General features: G+C 63.9%; 15 protein-coding genes, 1 pseudogene and 1 riboswitch. Of the genes and pseudogenes, 7 read left to right on the top strand and 9 right to left on the bottom strand.

Features of this window, described 5'->3' with window-relative positions; genetic code table 11:
• Positions 1–17: 17 nt before the first annotated feature.
• The 4 genes from ACYG9Z_RS11705 to ACYG9Z_RS11690 are packed head-to-tail and all read right to left on the bottom strand — an operon-like array spanning position 18 to position 3096.
• A complete protein-coding gene (locus tag ACYG9Z_RS11705; protein WP_023752855.1) occupies positions 18–317 on the bottom strand; it encodes a CcdB family protein in 300 nt (99 codons plus the stop codon).
• Entirely contained in the window at positions 317–559 is a 243-nt protein-coding gene (locus ACYG9Z_RS11700) for a type II toxin-antitoxin system CcdA family antitoxin (RefSeq protein WP_023693600.1), read from the bottom strand. The genes ACYG9Z_RS11705 and ACYG9Z_RS11700 overlap by 1 nt, the downstream gene beginning before the upstream one ends.
• A gap of 55 nt (positions 560–614) precedes the next feature.
• Complete coding sequence (locus ACYG9Z_RS11695) at positions 615–2435, bottom strand: ABC-F family ATP-binding cassette domain-containing protein (RefSeq protein WP_023752856.1); 1821 nt, start codon at positions 2433–2435, stop codon at positions 615–617.
• 1 nt (position 2436) lies between these two features.
• On the bottom strand, positions 2437–3096 hold the full coding sequence (locus ACYG9Z_RS11690; RefSeq protein WP_023752857.1) for a thiamine diphosphokinase: 660 nt from the start codon (positions 3094–3096) through the stop codon (positions 2437–2439).
• Positions 3097–3258: 162 nt separating this feature from the next.
• A riboswitch (TPP riboswitch) is annotated at positions 3259–3373 on the top strand.
• A gap of 43 nt (positions 3374–3416) precedes the next feature.
• Between ACYG9Z_RS11690 and thiB the strand changes: the two genes are divergently transcribed.
• The 4 genes from thiB (at position 3417) to ACYG9Z_RS11670 (ending at position 8740) form a co-directional block, all read left to right on the top strand.
• Entirely contained in the window at positions 3417–4424 is a 1008-nt protein-coding gene (gene thiB, locus ACYG9Z_RS11685) for a thiamine ABC transporter substrate binding subunit (RefSeq protein WP_023752858.1), read from the top strand.
• A 220-nt stretch (positions 4425–4644) separates the two neighbouring features.
• Positions 4645–6243 carry a thiamine/thiamine pyrophosphate ABC transporter permease gene (gene thiP / locus ACYG9Z_RS11680; RefSeq protein WP_023752859.1) on the top strand — a complete coding sequence of 533 codons (1599 nt, stop codon included), beginning with the start codon at positions 4645–4647 and terminating at the stop codon, positions 6241–6243.
• Positions 6240–7004 carry a thiamine ABC transporter ATP-binding protein gene (thiQ, locus tag ACYG9Z_RS11675; protein WP_031244226.1) on the top strand — a complete coding sequence of 255 codons (765 nt, stop codon included), beginning with the start codon at positions 6240–6242 and terminating at the stop codon, positions 7002–7004. Before thiP ends, thiQ begins: the two co-directional genes overlap by 4 nt.
• Positions 7005–7333: 329 nt before the next feature.
• Positions 7334–8740: a M48 family metalloprotease gene (locus ACYG9Z_RS11670; RefSeq protein ID WP_245259967.1), complete on the top strand. Its 1407-nt coding sequence runs from the start codon at positions 7334–7336 to the stop codon at positions 8738–8740.
• 96 nt (positions 8741–8836) lie between these two features.
• Here ACYG9Z_RS11670 and ACYG9Z_RS11665 read toward each other — a convergent pair whose 3' ends face one another.
• A complete protein-coding gene (locus ACYG9Z_RS11665; protein WP_023693606.1) occupies positions 8837–9694 on the bottom strand; it encodes an RNA polymerase factor sigma-32 in 858 nt (285 codons plus the stop codon).
• 397 nt (positions 9695–10091) lie between these two features.
• Between ACYG9Z_RS11665 and ACYG9Z_RS11660 the strand changes: the two genes are divergently transcribed.
• The 3 genes and pseudogenes from ACYG9Z_RS11660 to ACYG9Z_RS11650 all read left to right on the top strand — a co-directional run bounded on the left by ACYG9Z_RS11660 (position 10092) and on the right by ACYG9Z_RS11650 (position 12446).
• Positions 10092–10865, top strand: a complete 774-nt coding sequence (locus ACYG9Z_RS11660; protein ID WP_023752862.1) for an amino acid ABC transporter substrate-binding protein — start codon at positions 10092–10094, stop codon at positions 10863–10865.
• A gap of 137 nt (positions 10866–11002) precedes the next feature.
• On the top strand, positions 11003–11683 hold the full coding sequence (locus ACYG9Z_RS11655) for an amino acid ABC transporter permease (RefSeq protein ID WP_023752863.1): 681 nt from the start codon (positions 11003–11005) through the stop codon (positions 11681–11683).
• Positions 11680–12446, top strand: a pseudogene (locus tag ACYG9Z_RS11650) (amino acid ABC transporter ATP-binding protein). Before ACYG9Z_RS11655 ends, ACYG9Z_RS11650 begins: the two are co-directional and overlap by 4 nt.
• Before the next feature lie 196 nt (positions 12447–12642).
• Here ACYG9Z_RS11650 and ACYG9Z_RS11645 read toward each other — a convergent pair.
• The 4 genes from ACYG9Z_RS11645 to ACYG9Z_RS11630 form a co-directional block, all read right to left on the bottom strand.
• Entirely contained in the window at positions 12643–13224 is a 582-nt protein-coding gene (locus ACYG9Z_RS11645; protein ID WP_023673664.1) for a CarD family transcriptional regulator, read from the bottom strand.
• Positions 13225–13648: 424 nt separating this feature from the next.
• Positions 13649–13987 carry a ferredoxin FdxA gene (fdxA, locus tag ACYG9Z_RS11640; protein ID WP_013529180.1) on the bottom strand — a complete coding sequence of 113 codons (339 nt, stop codon included), beginning with the start codon at positions 13985–13987 and terminating at the stop codon, positions 13649–13651.
• Positions 13988–14240: 253 nt separating this feature from the next.
• Complete coding sequence (locus ACYG9Z_RS11635; protein ID WP_023693611.1) at positions 14241–14627, bottom strand: RNA-binding S4 domain-containing protein; 387 nt, start codon at positions 14625–14627, stop codon at positions 14241–14243.
• A 75-nt stretch (positions 14628–14702) separates the two neighbouring features.
• Entirely contained in the window at positions 14703–18197 is a 3495-nt protein-coding gene (locus ACYG9Z_RS11630; protein ID WP_460222899.1) for a helicase-related protein, read from the bottom strand.
• Between the last annotated feature and the right edge of the window lie 175 nt (positions 18198–18372).

The raw sequence follows: 18372 nt of genomic DNA, 5'->3' as shown, positions 1-18372 counted from the left end.
GTAGCGGCTGCCTTCGCTCAGAAGCCCTGGAACAGCATGTCGAGCGCGGCGACGATGTCGTCGTGATGTCTAGAAAGGTTTCCCTCTGGCATCCGCAATTCGGACGCGCTGAAGGCCGACACAAACTGTGTGACCATCACAAGATCTTTGCCGTTTATAGCGAAGGTCGGGTTCAGGCGGCGGCCAGGAAGCGGGGCAATCTCGGGCGGCATCAAAGGAACGACCACCCTCGTGCTCAGCCCTTCAAGCATATCTGACTGCACGTCGAGAAGATAACCGTCGCTCTCGGTACGCCGATAGAAATCGTAACGCGCCATCAGAACGGCCGGTGTTTAGCCAATGGCAGTCCGTTCTTTCGGACATATTCGTTGGAGCTTTCGATGGCTTCCCTGTTTTCTTCTTGCCATCGACGCGTTTTCTCCGCCGCAATCGCTTTCGCGATCCCTGCTTCGGCAGCGCGGGAAATGTTGATGCCCAACGCTTTGGCGTCCTTGATCAACTGAGAGTCAATGGACGTGTTGACAGAGGTCCGCTGAGTTTTTGGCGTCGATTGAAGCACGGAGATGCCTCCTTTCATGCGCACAATATACGCGCATAAAAGACCGCAGGCAATGCTACCCCTCCATCTCCTCACGCAGCATTTCCAGCTCCAGCCACTCTTCCTCGAGTGCGGCCAGCGTGGCGCGTTCTTTGTCGAGGGCGGCGATGGTCTTTTGGAACGAGGCCGGGTCGCGCTCGTAATAGGCGGGATCGGCAATGTTGTTTTCCAACCGCGAGATCGAGGCCATTATCGCCTCGATCTTCTTGGGCAAGGATTCCAGAGCGAATTTCTGCTTGAACGACAGTTTCTTAGACGGCCCTTTTGGCGCTGCCGGCTCGCTCTTGCCCGGCGCCGGCGCATCGCTGGCTTCGGCCTTGGCGCGCGCCTTGCGGTCGTCGAGCCGGGTGCCGCCGCGCTGCGCCAGCATGTCGGAATAGCCACCGGCATATTCGATCCAGCGGCCGCCTCCGTCCGGGGCGATGATGCTGGTGACGGTGCGGTCGAGGAAGTCGCGGTCGTGGCTGACCAGGATGACCGTGCCGGCAAAGCCGGCGACAAGTTCCTGCAACAGTTCCAGCGTCTCCATGTCGAGATCGTTGGTCGGCTCGTCGAGCACCAGAAGGTTGGCCGGCCGCGCCAGAACACGCGCCAGGAGCAGCCGCGCCCGTTCGCCGCCGGACAGCTCGCGCACCGGGGTGCGCGCCTGTTCCGGCTTGAACAGGAAATCCTTCATGTAGGACACGACATGGCGCTGCTCGCCATTGATGACGAGGTTTTCGCCGCGCCCGTCCGTGAGATACTGCGCCAGGGTCTCGGCCGGATCGACCGCCTCGCGCTTCTGGTCGAGCGTGGCGATTTCCAGATTGGTGCCGAGCCGCACCGAGCCGGCGTCGGGCTTCATCTCGCCGGTAAGCATCTTCAACAGCGTCGTCTTGCCGGCGCCGTTCGGCCCGACAAGGCCGACGCGATCGCCGCGCTGAATGCGGGTCGAGAAGCCCTTGACCACGGTCAGGTCGCCAAAACTCTTCTCGATGTTCTTGGCCTCGATCACCAGCTTGCCGGATACGGCGGCGTCGCTGGCCACCATGGTCGCCGAGCCCTCGGTGCCGCGATGGCCGCGAAAACGCTGGCGCATGGTCTGCAGTTCGCCCAGGCGGCGCATGTTGCGTTTGCGGCGAGCCGTCACGCCATAGCGCAGCCAATGCTCCTCGCGCACGATCTGGCGGCCGAGCTTGTGCTGTTCGCGCTCTTCCTCTTCCAGCACAAGGTCGCGCCATTCCTCGAAATGGCCAAAGCCCTTGTCGAGGCGGCGGGTCTGGCCACGGTCGAGCCAGACGGTGGCGCGCGAGACGCGTTCGAGGAAGCGACGGTCGTGCGAGATGACGATCAGCGCCGAAGACGTCCGGACAAGCTCTTCTTCCAGCCATTCGATGACCGACAAATCGAGATGGTTCGTCGGCTCATCAAGCAGCAGAATATCGGGTTCGGGCGCCATGACGCGGGCAAGTGCTGCGCGGCGCGCCTCGCCGCCGGAGAGATCGTTGGGGTTCTCCGTGCCGGCGAGGCCGAGATGCTCCATCAGATATGTGGCGCGGTAGGGATCGTCGGCAGGCCCAAGCCCGGCCTCGACATAGGCGCGCACATTGGCAAAGCCGTCCATGTCGGGCATTTGCGGGAGATAGCGCACCGTTGCCGAAGGCTGGCGGAAGACCTCGCCGTCTTGCGGCTCGATCAGACCAGCAGCAATCTTCAGGAGCGTCGACTTGCCGGAGCCGTTGCGGCCGACGAGCGCGATCTTGTCACCGGCGGACGCCGTCAGTTCGGCGCCATCGAGCAGCGGCGTGCCGCCAAAGGTCAGTCTTATGCCGTCGAGGTTGAGAAGGGGCGGGGCCATGTCAGCTTTCAGGCAAGGGGTAGGGGTGGGCGAGCAGCAGCGCGCGGCCATGGCCGAGCGCGATTTCGAGGCCTCCCCCGGTCGTGTTGGACTTGACCTCGTTCGAGATGGTCAGCGACGAGCCGAACACGACCTCGACATGGTCGAGCGGCCACTTCGCGCCGGACACGGTGAGGCCCGAAAGATCGGAAAAGCCGAGCACCGAAAACAGCGTTCCGTCGGCATAGTCGAAGCCGGCCTTGCCAGGCAGCAGAGGGGCGCCTTCCTGCGCTCCGCTGGTCAACAGCACTTTTGTCCCGGCCTCGGCCAGCCGCAGGCTGAGCGCCAGATGGAGGAAGGCGTGGTCGGCGCGCTTGCCGCCGAAAGCGCCGGCCAGCACCAGGCTGGTGGCGCCGCGTTCCAATGCCGCCGCGATCGCCAGTTCGCCATCGGTCTTGTCCTTTTCGGGAGGAAACACCTCCCGCGGCACGGCGGCGAGATCGGCAGGCAGGTCCGCCGGCACGGAATCGAAATCGCCGACCCACAGCTCCGGCATCACGCCGAGCAGGCGGGCATGATCGATGCCGGCGTCGGCGGCGATGACGCGCGTGCCCGCGACCTGGCGGTCGAGCCGCGGCGTGCGGACGAGATCGCCGCCAAGCAGGATGGTGAATGTGCTCATATCCGCTGGCCCTTACCAGCCCCGCCGACGAAACGGAAGGCCGAGCGGCACCATCACTCTTTGTTGGAGCATGATCTTTTTCCGGAAACGGATTCCACTTTCCGGGATCATGCTCGGGCAAACTTCCACTTGCGTGGCACCTTGGCCGGGCCTATGTGTCGAAACGCTCTAACGGGGTGCCGGACGCGATCTTCGCGGACCGGCTGAGAGGCAGTCTCGCCAACCCGCTGAACCTGATCCGGTTTGTACCGGCGGAGGGATTAGACGCTTCGGACAGCCCGACGCCTCAATTCCTTTCAACACGAATGAAGGAGGCGCCGATGCGCATGTTTTTGTCCCGTCTTGTCCCAGCGCTGGGGCTTGCTGTTTCGCTGCTGGCAAGCTCTGCGTCCGCGCAGGAAAAACTCACGATCTATACCTATGAGAGTTTCACTGCCGACTGGGGTCCGGGGCCCCAGGTGAAGAAGGAATTCGAGGCCGAGTGCGGCTGCAGCGTCGACTTCGTCTCGGTGGCCGACGGCGTCGCGCTGCTCAACCGCGTCAAGCTCGAAGGTGCCTCGACCAAGGCCGATATCGTGCTTGGTCTCGACACCAACCTCACCGCGGAAGCCAAGGCTTCCGGCCTGTTTGTCCCACATGGCGCGGTGGCTGAAAACAACGTGCCGGGCGGCTGGAGCGACGACACTTTCGTGCCCTATGATTATGGTTATTTCGCCGTCGTCTACGACACCGAAAAGCTGAAGAGCCCACCGAAGAGCCTGAAGGAACTGGTCGAGGGCGATGCCGCCGACAAGATCGTCATCCAGGATCCGAGGACGTCGACGCCGGGCCTCGGCCTGCTGCTGTGGGTCAAGTCGGTCTATGGCGACAAGGCGCCGGAAGCCTGGGCGAAACTCAAGGGCAAAGTGCTGACGGTGACGCCGGGCTGGAGCGAGGCCTACGGCCTGTTCACCAAGGGCGAGGCGCCGATGGTGCTTTCCTATACGACGTCGCCGGCCTACCACATGGTGGCCGAGAACACCGGGCGCTACCAGGCGGCCTCGTTCGAGGAAGGCGAGTATCTGCAAATCGAGGTCGCCGGCATCACCACCACGGGCGCGAAGAATCCGCTGGCGGCGAAGTTCCTGGCCTTCATGACCGGGCCGAAATTCCAGGATGTCATTCCGGAGACCAACTGGATGTTCCCGGCCGGGAAAACCGACAAGCCGCTCAATCCGGCTTTTGATAGGCTGGTCAAGCCGGCGAAGACCTTGCTGTTCAGCCCGGAAGAGGTCGCGGCAAATCGCAAGGCCTGGGTGGATGAATGGCTGGCGGTGATGAGCAAGTAGATTTGGCTGTATAGTCAAAAGATGAGTGCTCTACGGCGCCCCCCTCTGTCCTGCCGGACATCTCCCCCACGAGGGGGGAGATTGGCCTTTACGTTGACTTTCGCCAATCTCCGAAGCTGCAGGAATGAGCGGAGCGCTAAAACCGCCAATCTCCCCCCTCGTGGGGGAGATGTCCGGCAGGACAGAGGGGGGCGCGAAGGAACGCGACGCCCGGTAAAGAGTGCAACGCTCTGACCCCCGCATCACGGCCGGCATTGTCGCGCTTGCGGCAATCGCGCTGCTGATCGGTGGCGCCTTCGCCGGCCTTATCCGGGAAGGCGCGCACGACCTTTCCGGCGCCGCGTCCGCCTTTGACCTCTATCTCCTGCGCGTTGTCCGCTTCACGCTCTGGCAGGCTGCGCTCTCGACCCTGCTTTCCGCCGTACCGGCGCTCTTCGTCGCCCGCGCGCTGTCGCGGCATCCGCGCTTCTTCGGACGCGGCTTCATCCTGCAGCTGTTCACTGTGCCCCTTGCCTTGCCGGCAATTGTCGGAGCGCTGGGCATACTGGCGCTCTATGGCCGCGCCGGTTATTTCGCCGCGATCGGTGGCCAGAGCTGGCCCGACATCTATGGGCTGCCGGGCATCCTCGTTGCCCACGTCTTCTTCAACCTGCCGCTGGCCACCCGGCTGTTCCTCGAAGCGCTGGGCACGGTGCCGGCCGATCAATGGCGGCTGGCGAGCCAGCTCGGCATGGGAGCGAGGCCAGCCTTCCGGCTGATCGAGTGGCCGGTGATGCGCGCCGCGCTGCCGGGCGTCGCCGGGCTTGTCTTCATGCTTTGCATCACCTCCTTCACCATCGTCCTGATCCTCGGCGGCGGGCCGGCAGCGACGACGCTGGAAGTCGCCATCTATCAGGCACTGCGTTTCGACTTCGATCCGGCGCGAGCGGTGACGCTGACGGTGCTGCAGATCGCGCTGACTTTTGCCGTCATGCTGGCGCTGACGCGGCTCGGCGCCAATGTGACCGGCGACGCCAATTTGCCTGTCGCGCCGCGCCGCTATCACTTGGCCGGCAAAGCAGAAACAGCGTTCAACGCCGTCCTGATCGTGCTCGCCTTGCTGTTCGTCGCCGGACCAATGGCGGCCACCGTCGCGTCCGGCCTCGGCGCCGATCTCGGCCGGCTGGCGGGCGAGAGTGCCGTGCGTCAGGCGACCCTGACCAGCGCCGGTCTCGCCCTCTCGGCGGCGCTACTTTCGGTGGCGCTGTCGCTGTCGCTGATCATGGCTCGGCGGGCACTGTCGCTGCGCCGCCGGTCCAGTGCCCGTTCATTGCTCGAACATGCCACCGACACCGGCGCCGGCTTCGTCCTCGTCGTGCCGCCCATTGTCATCGGCGCCGGCTGGTTTCTCCTGCTGCGCACGGTCAGCGATGTCTTTGCCATCGCGCCGGTCATGGTCGTCACCGTCAATGCGGTGATGGCGATGCCCTTTGCCATCCGCGCGATGCGCCCGGCCTATGATGCGGCGAGCGAGCGCCACGAAAAGCTGTGCGCGCAGCTCGGCATTGCGGGCTGGAACCGGCTGCTTCTGGTCGACTGGCCATCGCTCCGGCGGCCGCTGGCCACCGGCTTTGCCTTCGCCATGGCGCTGTCGCTCGGCGATCTCGGCGTCATCGCGCTGTTCGGCAGCGATTCGGTGCAGACCTTGCCCTATCTCCTGCTGGCGCGCATGGGCAGCTATCGCACGGCCGATGCTGCCGGGCTGGCTTTGCTGCTCGGGGCGGTCTGCCTTGCATTGGTGGTCGCGGCAGACTGGCTGGGACGGGGAGAGAGATCGTGACGTCCGCTGTGGAGAAAGGCACGACTGTCCGGCTGGACAAGGTCTCGTTCAGCTATGGCGAAACGTCATTCCTGTTCGATGTCGAATTCCATACATCTAAGATCACCGCCATCATGGGGGCAAGTGGTTCGGGCAAATCGACCTTGCTCAATCTGGTGGCTGGTTTCGAGACGCCGGAGTCCGGTCGTGTGCTGATCGGCGCCGCCGATGTCGGCGCCAAGCCGCCTTCGGCGCGGCCGGTGTCGATGGTATTCCAGGAAAACAATCTGTTTGCTCATCTCTCGGTGGAGAAGAATGTCGGGCTCGGCCGCTCGCCATCGCTCAACCTGACCGACGCCGATCGCGCCGCAATCGCCGAGGCGCTTGACCGCGTCGGCCTGGCCGGCAAGGAAATGCGCCTGCCGCGCGAACTCTCCGGCGGCGAAAGGCAGCGCGTGGCGCTCGCCCGCGTTCTGGTGCGCGACCGGCCGGTGCTGCTGCTCGACGAGCCGTTCGCTTCGCTCGGGCCAGCACTGCGCGACGACATGCTCGACCTGGTGGCCGGCGTTCATGCCGAGCGGGCGATGACGGTGCTGTTCGTCACGCATCAGCCGGAAGACGCTCGCCGTATCGGCGAGCAGATGGTTTTTCTGGACAATGGCAGGGTTGCCGCGACGGGACCTGCCGGCGATTTTTTCCACGGCACTGGCCCTGAAGCGTTTCGGCGCTATATCGGCGCAAGTTCGGGCGGATCACGCGATATTGCCCGGAAGCGGACATAATTTACGACCAAACCGGCTACAGGTGATGTGACGCTTGCTTGCCATGGTCCAGTCGATGTGGCTAGGTCCGCTTAGTACTGGTCCGGAACGAGCCGTGATTTGCCCCTACAGCGCCGCACCCGGCCGGATGCGTAAACGCTGTAGGTTTTTTGATGTGTGCAGGATTGCCAACGAAACCGATTTTTCGCTGGCGCGGACCCCGGTCCAAATCATGCGCCGAGAGCTGAAGGAACGCCGTGCTGCCGACCGGCACTGACACTTTGAAACGCAGACCGCTGGTGCGCTTCCTCGCGCTGGCCGGCCTTGCCGTGGCGCTGGCCAGCTGCCAGATGTTCACGCCTCCCGAAGTGCAGGAATCCGGCTTCCAGCCTTCCGACAAGCCGATCACGGTCGACAATGTCGCCGCCAACAGCAAGCTTGCCGAACTGGCGAAGGCGCAACATCCGCGCATCCTTGCCACCTATGGCGGCGAATATTCCGATCCCAAGCTCGAGCGCATGGTGGCCAAGGTTGTCGGCAGCCTGACCGTGGTGTCGGCCAATCCGACCCAGACCTATCGCATCACCATCCTCAATTCGCCCAACGTCAACGCTTTCGCGCTGCCGGGCGGCTATCTCTACGTCACCCGCGGCCTGCTGGCGCTGGCCAATGATTCGGCTGAACTCGCCGCCGTCATCGCGCATGAGATGGGCCACGTCACCGCCAATCACGGCTTGCAGCGCCAGCAGCTCGAGGCCGAGGAAGGCCTGGCGACCAAGGTGGTCTCCGATGTGCTGGGCGACAGCCCGACCGCCAAGCAGGCATTGATCCGCGGCAAGCTGAGGCTGGCGCAGTTCTCGCGCAACCAGGAGCTGGAGGCAGACGCCATCGGCATCAAGTCGATCGGCGAGGCCGGTTACGATCCCTATGCCGCCGGGCGTTTCCTGCAGTCGATGTCGGCCTATACCGATTTCCGCTCGATCAGCGGCGCCACCGACGCCAGCCTCGACTTCCTGGCCACGCACCCCAACACGCCGCAGCGAATTGATCTGGCGCAGCGCCACGCCCGCCAGTTCGGCGCGCCGGGCATCGGCACCCGCGACCGCGATTCCTTCCTGGCCGGGATAGACGGCCTGCTCTATGGCGACACGCCGGAAGAGGGCTATGTGCGCGGCCAGACCTTCCTGCATCCGGGCCTCGGCGTATCGTTCACGGTGCCCGACGGCTTCATCATCGACAATTCGGCAGCGGCGGTGACGGCGACCGGCCCCGGCGACATGGCGATCCGCTTCGACGGTGTGTCGATCGACAAGGATCGTGCGCTGACCGACTATATCAGAAGCGGCTGGGTGGCCGGTCTCGACGAGACCAGTGTGCGCCAGGAGACGATCGACGGCAACGAGGCGGCGACAGCGCACGCCGGCGCCGATGGCTGGCAGTTCGACATTGCAGTGATCCGCGCCGGCGGCCAGGTCTATCGCCTGCTGACGGCTGCCCCCTCGGCCAGCACGACACTCGATCCGGTGGCACGCTCGGTCAGCGGTTCGTTCCGCGTGCTCAGCCCCGCCGAGAAAGCGGCACTGAAGCCGCTGCATATCCGCGTCGTCACGGTACAGGCCGGGCAGACGATGGGCACACTTTCGGCGCAGATGGTCGGTGTCGACCGCAAGCTCGATCTGTTCCGAGTACTCAACGCGATGTCGCCGGGCGCCTCGGTTTCGGCCGGCGACAAGGTCAAGATCGTCGCGGACAGATAGCGCCGGTCTTCGTCAGAAACCCCAGCCTTCGTAGTGCTTTTTTCTGAGATAACTTTTCTGAGATAACTCGGGGCGGTACCCCTGTTCCTGGCAATCTCACGCTGCCATGAATTCGGGGTTCTGCTTGACCAGCGCGAGCTTGAGCTTTTCCATGGCGCGGGCCTCGATCTGGCGGACACGCTCCTTGGAAATGCCGAGCGTCTCGCCGAGCGCCTCAAGCGTCGCACCTTCGTCTGTCAGCCGACGCTCCTCGATGATCCTGAGTTCGCGGGCATTGAGCGCGCGGAGCGCCGTCTTCAGCCACATCAGGCGCCGTTCGACGTCGATGGTGTCGCCGGCGACCTCGTCAGGCAATGGATCGTCCGAAATCAGGAAGTCCATCCGCTCGGTGGTACCGGCCTCATCGGCGAGCGGTGCGTTGAGCGAAGAGTCAGGTGCTGAAAGCCTGGAATCCATCTTCTCGACATCGGCCTCGGAGACGCCGAGGGCTACCGAGACTTCGCGGTAGAGCGTGGCGTTGGAGATCGGCTCGGCGCCATTGGCAAGACGGGCGCGCAGGCGCCGCAGGTTGAAGAACAGCGCCTTTTGCGCCGAAGAGGTGCCGCCGCGAACGATCGACCAGTTGCGCAGGATGTAGTCCTGCATCGAAGCGCGGATCCACCATGTCGCATAGGTCGAGAAGCGCACCTCGCGCTCCGGCTCGAAACGCGCGGCTGCTTCCAGCAGCCCGACATGGCCCTCCTGGACCAGATCGCCGAGCGGCAGGCCGTAATGTCGGAATTTCGAAGCCATGGAGATGACCAGCCGCATATGGGCGACGGTAATCTGATGCAGCGCCTGCTGATCCTGGTCTTCCTTCCAGCGCAAGGCGAGAACATGTTCCTCATCGCGCTCGAGGTAAGGGGCTTTCATTGCCGTGCGGACCATGGTCCGTCCTGCCGTGTCTTCGATCATGCCGCGCTCCTGCTCCCGGACATTTTCGGACGGCCTGGCGGCCGTTATCTCTGTTTGACGCAATTCCGAAGGAAACCGCTTTCCCACTTTCCTGGAATTGCTTCGGGCCTAGCGCAGCCAAGGGTTCTTGAAATGGAAACGCGGCGCCCTACAACAAGCCATGAACGTGCCACACCGGGGATTGGTTCCGCCGCCGATGGCGGTTGTTTTGTGCGGTCCGACAGGGCGCATCGACACCGCAGATCGGGACTATTGGCACCGATCCGAGCTGCTTTGAGAATCTGATTTCTGGATCGCCGTTTTTTTGAAATCTGGTTCCTTATTTTGCTGCGCTGTATCTGTCAGTTTCCGGCTCTCACAAGCGCCGGACACCGGCCAAGGACGGGATCACATAGAAATGAAATGGCTCAATTCGCTCATCGTCGCCGGAACGCTTCAGGTTCTGGCTGTTACATCAGGCCATGCCGGCGCCAATCTTGACCAGATCAAGCAGGCCGGCACCCTCAAAGTCGGCACCGAAGGCACCTATGCGCCCTTCACCTATCATGATGTTTCCGGCGCGCTGGTCGGCTTCGACGTCGAGATCGCCAAGGCGATCGGCGACAAGCTCGGCGTCAAGGTCGAGTTCCTCGAAGGCAAATGGGACGGGCTGATCGCCGGCCTCGACGCCAACCGCTACGACGCCGTGATCAACGAGGTCGGCATTACCGACGCGCGCAAGGCCAAGTACGATTTCTCCGATCCTTACATCGCCTCCAAGGCCGTGCTGATCGTGCGCGGCGACAACACCGACATCAAGACCTTCGCCGACCTCAAGGGTAAGAAGTCGGCACAGTCGTTGACATCGAATTTTGGCAAGCTCGCCGAGACCAACGGCGCCGAACTCGTCGGCACCGACGGCTTCGACCAGTCGATCCAGCTGCTGCTCACCGGCCGCGCCGACGCCACCATCAATGACAGCCTGTCTTTCCTCGACTTCAAGAAGCACAAGCCGGACGCCAATGTGAAGATCGCCGCGCAGGAAGAGAACGCCGACTATTCCGGCGTCATCGTGCGCAAGGGTGATCCGGAGCTGGTCGCGGCGATCAACAAGGCGCTGGCCGACATCAAGGCCGACGGCACCTACAAGAGGATCGCCGATACCTATTTCGGCCAGGATGTCTCGCAGTAAAGACCATCTCCCGGCGGTTTGCCGGCAATGACCAATAGCGGCGGGCCGTCTTTGACGGCTCGCCGTTTTTCGCATGATATGAGAAGCACACAATCGCACTGCCGTCACCGCGGCGGTCTGTGAAGGAGGAGCCGTTCGTGCCGCACTGGCTACACCTGATGCTGGACTCGTTGCCGACACTGCTGTGGGCGGCGTTGATCTTCACCGTACCGCTGACATTGCTATCGTTCGCACTCGGCCTGTTCGTCGGCCTGGTTGTCGCCCTGGTGCGGCTGTTCGGTCCCAAGCCTCTGGTTGCCGTGGCCCGCTTCTATGTCTGGATCTTTCGCGGCACGCCGCTTCTGGTGCAGCTGTTCCTGATCTTTTACGGCCTGCCTTCGGTCGGCATATTGCTGGACGCTTTTCCGGCGGCGCTGATTGGCTTCACCCTCAACATAGGCGCCTACAGTTCGGAAATTATCCGCGCCGTGATCGGCTCGGTGCCGAAGGGCCAGTGGGAGGCGGCCTATTCGATCGGCATGACCTGGAGCCAGGCGATGCGGCGCACCATCCTGCCGCAAGCCGGCCGCGTCGCCGTGCCGCCGCTGTCCAACACCTTCATCTCGCTGGTCAAGGATACGTCGCTCGCCGCCGCCATCACCGTGCCGGAGATGTTCCAAGCGGCGCAGCGCATCGTCGCCACCACCTATGAGCCGCTGATCCTCTATGTCGAGGCGGCGATCCTTTATCTGGCGATGAGCTCGGTGCTTTCGGCCTTGCAGACGCGGCTGGAGGAGCGGCTCAACCGCTATGGCGGCTTCCTGGAGGCGCGCTCATGATCGGCCTCACCGACATCGAAAAGCGCTTCGGCGACAATCTGGTGCTGAAGGGCGTGACGGTCACCATTGCCGAAGGCAGCGTCACCGCGCTCGTCGGCCCGTCCGGCGGCGGCAAGAGCACACTGCTGCGCTGCATCAACCTGTTGGAGATCCCGACCTCGGGCATGGTGCGCATCGGCGACGAGACGCTGGAATTCCGTCCCGGCATCAAGATCCCCAGCCGCGACATCCAGCGCCTGCGGCTGCAGACCGGCATGGTGTTCCAGAATTTCCAGCTGTCCCGCATCGCACCGCGATCGAGAACGTCATGGAAGGCCTGGTGACGGTGCTGAAATGGCCGACGGCAAAGGCGCGCGAGCGGGCACTGGCGCTGCTCGAGAAGGTCGGCATGGCGCACAAGGCGGACGATTGGCCGGCAACGCTGTCGGGCGGCCAGCAGCAGCGTGTGGCGATCGCCCGCGCCTTGGCGCCGTCGCCGAAAGTGCTGCTTTGCGACGAGCCGACCTCGGCGCTCGATCCGGAACTGGCGCAGGAAGTGGTCGACGTGCTCGGAAAACTCGCCAGCGAAGGCACCACCATGGTGATGGCCACGCACGACCTTCGCCTTGCCTCCAAGATCGCGCAGGAGGTGGTGTTCCTCGATGCTGGCGTCGTCGTCGAGAAGGGGCCGTCCACCGTGGTGTTCAGCAATCCGGAGCGTGAACGGACGAAGCGTTTTATTGCGACGCTGAAGCAGGAGGCGGAGAAGGAAGCCGGCGGCTGAGCCTTCTACCTCCCCCTTGTGGGGAGGTCGGACGGAAGGTCCGGGTGCGGTCTGGGGTCGTCCCCATCCTCGCTGCTTCGCAGCGACCCTGCCTGGGCGAGCCACGGGTCCCGCCCGTCCTTGGAACCCCACAAGGGGGTAAAAACAAAAACCCGGCACAAGGCCGGGTTTTTCATGATTTCGACGGTGAAAGCGATCAGGCAGCTTCTTCCTGCTCGGCTTCCTCATTGTCGGCCTTGGCGCCGCGCTTCGGGCCCTTGTTGAGGTTGACCTCGATCAGGCGCACGGCTTCGGTTTCCGACATGCGGTTGACTGCCGCGATCTCGCGCGCCATGCGGTCGAGTGCCGCCTCATAGAGCTGACGCTCGGAATAGGACTGTTCCGGCTGGTTGTCGGCACGGTAGAGGTCGCGCACGACTTCCGAGATCGAGATCAGGTCGCCCGAATTGATCTTGGCATCATATTCCTGCGCACGGCGCGACCACATGGTGCGCTTGACGCGGGCGCGGCCCTGCACGACCTTCAGCGCGCGCTCGACATAATCCTCTTCCGACAGCTTGCGCATGCCGATGGAGGTCGCCTTGGCGACCGGAACCTTCAGGCGCATCTTGTCCTTCTGGAAGTCGATGACGAACAGTTCCAGCTTGTGGCCCGCAACTTCCTGCTCGTCGATCGAGACGATCTGGCCGACGCCGTGTGCCGGATAGACGATGTACTCGCCGGTCTTGAAACCGTGGCGTGCCGAGGTGGACTTCTTCTGCGGGGTGATCGTTGCCATTACGCCCTGAACTCCTTGTTGTGGCACCGGCGGCCTGCCGGTCCGAACGCATGCGACCGGGGACACCGATCGTTAGCCGCACAACAGATGAACCCATCGGAAAAAGCCGGGACCGGCAAACCGCATACATAGCGACTGCCTGGCCCAGATCGCTCTGGTCCGATTGGGGATTTCACCTTTCAGTGATTTGGGGCGCTTGCGCCATAAATCGACGTTGTGTCACCGGCATGTTTCAACTGGTGTAGCACAAAAAGTCGGAAGAATCAAGGTTTTGCTGCAAACGAAGGTCGAGCGCCATCGCCGCCTGTCAAGGCAGTTAATGTATGATGCGCGTTACGCAGCGTTATGACGATCCAATAGGCCGCACTTTTTTGCTTTGCGCATCACCCTTTCCGAAATCGATTCCGATTCCAGCGTCATGTGCTCAGTCGCCTTCGCCGGGCTCGGCGGAGAAATATTTCTCGAACTTGCCGGCTTCGCCGTCGAAGCTCTTGGCATCTGCCGGAGGCTCCTTCTTGGCGGTGATGTTGGGCCATTTCTCGGCGTATTCGGTGTTGACCTGCAGCCATTTGTCGAGGCCCGGCTCGGTGTCGGGCTTGATTGCATCGGCCGGGCATTCCGGTTCGCAGACGCCGCAGTCGATGCACTCGTCGGGATGTATGACAAGCATGTTCTCGCCCTCGTAGAAGCAGTCGACCGGACAGACCTCGATGCAGTCCATGTACTTGCATTTGATGCAGTTGTCGGTCACGACATAGGTCATTGGTCGGCTCCGGGACGTCCCGTTCTTGCTAGAGCGACGTGCGTCCAATTGGACGCACAAAGTACGCTCTGACACTTTGAATCTGCGCATCGTGCCTTCCGAAAAATCGATTTCCGATTTTCGGGCCGATGCGGCGGCTTTTTTGGTGAGGTAACGCCTTTGCCTGCCGCTTGCAAGGGCAGCCATTGCAGGCGGGGCCCGCGTGTCCGGAATGAAATTCCAGACCGCCGGCATGGCGCAGACGGCCAAGGCTTCAGTCTTCGCCGAACAGCCGGTCGGTTTGCCTGCGCTCTTTCTTGGTCGGCCGGCCGCTGCCGGCGTCGCGCAGCGCCGGAATGGCATCGGCAACAGCCTCGCCTTTTGGGGCCGGCGGCGGGGACATGTCCTCGTAGAGCGTGCGCGCTTCCTCGGCCGGACCGCGCCGCACGCCGGTGCCAAGCACCTTCCAAACGAAGATGCGGCGCTCGTGCGTAATGGTCAAAACGTCGCCAGGCTTGACCAGATCGGAGGCCTGCGCTGCTTTGTCGCTGTTGATGCGGACGCGTCCGGCGACAACCAGCTTGGCCGCCAGCGAGCGCGATTTTATCGCGCGCGAAAAGAACAGCCACTTGTCGATGCGCTGACGACCTTCAGCAACCATCGCAGCGAGTTATTTCTTGTTGGAGCATGATCTTGTCCGAAAACCGGTTCCACTTTTCGGGATCATGCTCAGAGCTTACTTCTTCAGCTGGTCGCGCAAGGCGGCGAGCTTGGCGAAGGGCGAGTCCGGATCGAAGCGCACCGGCCGTTCTTCGCGTGGCTTGGCCTGGAAGGCCGGCTTGGCGCCTTGCGGTCCGCCTTTGCCTTCCGGCCTGCCGCCTTTCCAGTCAGGCCGGCCCTCGCGCGGACGCTCGCCTTGCGGCTTGCCGTCGCGGCGCTGTTCGCCCTCGGCCTGCGGCTTGGGCTTGAACTTCGAACGGTCGAAACGTGGCTTGGCGGCACCGTCGCGCTGGTCGCGCCGGCCCTGATAGGCCGGCCGCTCGCCCGTTGCCGGCTGTCCGCCGGCAGCGTCGGCCGGCGCATCGGCGCGGGCAGCCTGGCCGTTACGCGGGCGATTGTCCCGGCCTTGACGATGGCGCGGGCGCTGCTCGAAACGACCCTGCCGCCACAGCAAGATGGGCTTTGGCGCTTCGGCCTCGGCGCTTCCACCCTCCCCCTCGTGGGGAGGGTCGGCGCGCAGCGCCGGGGTGGGGGCAGCGCCGGCGTCGGTGGTTGCACCTGCATCGGCTACGCGGTCTGCACTATCGGTTTCGTCAGCGCTGTCACCCCCACCCGCGTCGCTTCGCGCCGCGACCTCCCCCATCGAGGGGGAGGTAAAAGCGTCGGCGCTTTCGGTGACAGTGTCGTCAGCCTCTGCAACGGCCGGAGCGTGTTCTTGCGCTGCAGGCTCTGCAGTTGTTTCGTCGATGGCTGGGACCTCGGCGGTAGCTTCAACGGCCGCAGCTGGCTCCGAACCCTCGGCAGGCGCTTCCGGCTGAGCGTCTGCAACAGCCTCCGATGCGACTTCGGCAACGGGCTCCTCAGCCGCAACCTCAGTGGCGGAAGCCGCATCCGGCTCCGAACTGTCGGTCGGCGCTTCAGCGACAGCTTCGCCTGCAGCGGCTTCCGCCGTCTGGGCCTGCTCGGCCTTCGCTGCCGCTTCCGCCAGTTTTGCCGCAGCCGCTTCCCGCGCGGCATTGTCCTGCGCTTCGAGCCGCGCCTTCACCTCTGCCGGTGGTTTCGGCTCGGCGCGATAGCCGAGGCCCTTCAGAATCTCTTCCATGTCGTCGGCGGTGGCGCCGAGGATGGACATCATCGGCGGCGTCACCATGAAGGACTGGCCGTCATAGGCGCCGTCCGGGCGCTGTCCCAGACCGGGCTTCCAGTTGGTCGCAGGCCGGATCAGGTCGGCCAGCCGTTCCAGAATGTCGATGCGCACGGCGCGGCGGCCGAGATTGCGGTAGCCGGCAAGCTTGTAGAAGCTCTTGTCGAAAGCAGGATCGATGACCACCGAGGTGCGGCCGGAAGCCAGTGCGTGCACCACGTCGCCAAAGCCCGGCTTGTCCTTGCCGTCGTTCTTCAGCGCCCACAACAGCGTAATCAGTCCGGCGGGCGCCGGCTTGATCAGCGCCGGCACGAAGACGTGGTAGGCGCCGAAGCGCACACCGAGCCGACGCAAGGCGGCGCGACCCTCCTGGTCGAGCGACTTCATTTCCTCGGCGATGTCGCGGCGGTTGATGAGGCCGAAATGCTCGACGAGCTGGAAGGCGATGCCACGGCCGATGCCGGCGATCTGCTCGGCATTCTTCAAGTCGACCAGCGGCTTCAGCAGCGACTCGATCTGGAAATTGACGAAACGCTCGGCGCGCGCGGCGACCTTGTCTCGGGCGGGGCCGGTCAACTGCTCGTCGGCCAAAAGCACCAGGCGCGGCTTCAGCGCGTCCTCGCCGGCAACCAGCGTGCCGATCGGCGCGCCGATCCAGCGCAGCGTGCCGTCGGAGCCGAGCGCAAGGTCGCCATTGGCGCAGGCGCCGAAGCGTTCGGCACGCGCCTCGAACTCGGCGGCCAGCGCTTTTTGCGCTGCCGTACGCACGGCCTTGGCGTCTTCGCCGCCGGCGCTCTGGTCGGCGGTGAAGCGGAACCCTTGCAACTCGCCGACATGATGGCCTTCGACAAGGACGGTTCCGGTAGGACTGATTTCGGCTTCAGGCATTGTATTTTCTCTAAGGCGCCGCATGAGGACGGAAGTCCTGCGGTCTACAAACCGTTTCGTCAACCGCTCATGCAGCGCATCCGACAATCTGTCTTCGATTTCGCGCGTCTTTTCCCGCCAGTGTGCCTGATCGGCCAGCCAGCCCGGCCGGTTGGACACGAATGTCCAGGTGCGGATCTGCGCAATGCGGTGCGACAGCGTGTCGATGTCCCCCTCGGTCGTATCGGCGCGGCGCACCTGCTCGGCCATGTAGTTCTCGTCGACATGGCCGTGTTTGGCGAGGTCGGTGTAGATAGAAGCGATCAGGTCGGAGTGCTGGGCCGGCGCGATCTTGCGGTAGTCCGGCAACGCGCAGGCTTCCCACAGCAGCGCCACGCGCTTGGCATTGGTAGCCAGCGCGCGGATGTCCTCGTCGCGGGAGAGATGTTCGAGCGCCTGCGCATCGACCGCCGGCAGCGCGCGCGTCAGGCCTTCGACCGGCGCGTTGGTTTCGATCGAGCGCTTCAGCGCGTCGAGGCTGGCGAAGTCGAAATGCGCGGTGCGCCATTGCAGCACCTTCACCGGATCGAACTCGTGCCCCTCGATGCGCTTGACCAGTTCCTCGTCCAGCGGATCGACCTGGCCGGTGACGCCGAAGGTGCCGTCGCGCAGATGCCGGCCGGCGCGGCCGGCGATCTGGCCGAGCTCGGCCGCCGTCAGGTTGCGGTACTGGTAGCCGTCGAATTTGCGGTTCTGGGCGAAGGCGACATGATCGAGATCAAGGTTGAGGCCCATGCCGATGGCGTCGGTGGCGACGAGATAGTCGACGTCGCCTGCCTGGAACATTGCCACCTGGGCGTTGCGGGTGCGGGGCGACAGCGCGCCGAGCACGACCGCCGCTCCTCCTTGCTGGCGGCGGATCAGCTCAGCGATGGCATAGACCTCGTCGGCGGAGAAGGCGACGATGGCCGTACGCCGCGGCAGGCGGGTCAATTTCTTCGAACCGGCATAGGCCAGGTGCGACAGGCGAGGGCGCGTCACCACCGAGACGCCTCTCAGCAGCTTTTGCAGGATGCCATGCATGGTGGCCGCGCCGAGCAGCAGCGTTTCCTGGCGGCCGCGTAGGTGCAGGATACGGTCGGTGAAGATGTGGCCGCGCTCGAGGTCGCCGGCGAGCTGCACCTCGTCGATGGCGACGAAGGCAACGTCGGTCTCGCGCGGCATGGCTTCGACGGTGCAGACCGAATATTTCGCGCCGGGCGGCTGGATTTTTTCCTCGCCGGTGATGAGCGCCACCTTGTGGGCGCCGACCTTTTCGCAGACGCGGGCATAGACCTCGCGCGCCAGAAGGCGGAGCGGCAGGCCGATAATGCCGCTCTCATGCGCCACCATGCGCTCGATGGCGAGATGGGTCTTGCCGGTGTTGGTCGGACCCAGCACGGCAGTCACGTCGCGGCCCGACAGGATCAGCGGCTCGGTGTGTTTCGGCTGGATGTTCATCGGCCTGGAGATGAGGCTTTCTGCATCGTGTTGTCGGGAGCGCGCCTCGCGTGGCGCGTATGACAGGCGACACATAGGGATTTCAGGCGCGAAGCGAAAGCGGAATGTTCCGGCCGGCAATCCCACGGTTCGTCTTTGAGGTCTCAATTAACAGTTGGAACGAGTCTGGAACGAA

It is taken from the genome of Mesorhizobium sp. RSR380A, from assembly GCF_054719385.1.
This window is presented reverse-complemented; position numbering and strand designations above follow the sequence as displayed.

What these genes read in the sequence shown, in the direction of transcription:
- ACYG9Z_RS11705 (WP_023752855.1), bottom strand. Translation starts at nt 317, where the DNA reads ATGGCGCGTTACGATTTCTATCGGCGTACCGAGAGCGACGGTTATCTT.
- ACYG9Z_RS11695 (WP_023752856.1), bottom strand. Translation starts at nt 2,435, where the DNA reads ATGGCCCCGCCCCTTCTCAACCTCGACGGCATAAGACTGACCTTTGGC.
- ACYG9Z_RS11690 (WP_023752857.1), bottom strand. Translation starts at nt 3,096, where the DNA reads ATGAGCACATTCACCATCCTGCTTGGCGGCGATCTCGTCCGCACGCCG.
- thiB (WP_023752858.1), top strand. Translation starts at nt 3,417, where the DNA reads ATGCGCATGTTTTTGTCCCGTCTTGTCCCAGCGCTGGGGCTTGCTGTT.
- ACYG9Z_RS11670 (WP_245259967.1), top strand. Translation starts at nt 7,334, where the DNA reads ATGTTCACGCCTCCCGAAGTGCAGGAATCCGGCTTCCAGCCTTCCGAC.
- ACYG9Z_RS11665 (WP_023693606.1), bottom strand. Translation starts at nt 9,694, where the DNA reads ATGATCGAAGACACGGCAGGACGGACCATGGTCCGCACGGCAATGAAA.
- ACYG9Z_RS11660 (WP_023752862.1), top strand. Translation starts at nt 10,092, where the DNA reads ATGAAATGGCTCAATTCGCTCATCGTCGCCGGAACGCTTCAGGTTCTG.
- ACYG9Z_RS11645 (WP_023673664.1), bottom strand. Translation starts at nt 13,224, where the DNA reads ATGGCAACGATCACCCCGCAGAAGAAGTCCACCTCGGCACGCCACGGT.
- fdxA (WP_013529180.1), bottom strand. Translation starts at nt 13,987, where the DNA reads ATGACCTATGTCGTGACCGACAACTGCATCAAATGCAAGTACATGGAC.
- ACYG9Z_RS11635 (WP_023693611.1), bottom strand. Translation starts at nt 14,627, where the DNA reads ATGGTTGCTGAAGGTCGTCAGCGCATCGACAAGTGGCTGTTCTTTTCG.
- ACYG9Z_RS11630 (WP_460222899.1), bottom strand. Translation starts at nt 18,197, where the DNA reads ATGAACATCCAGCCGAAACACACCGAGCCGCTGATCCTGTCGGGCCGC.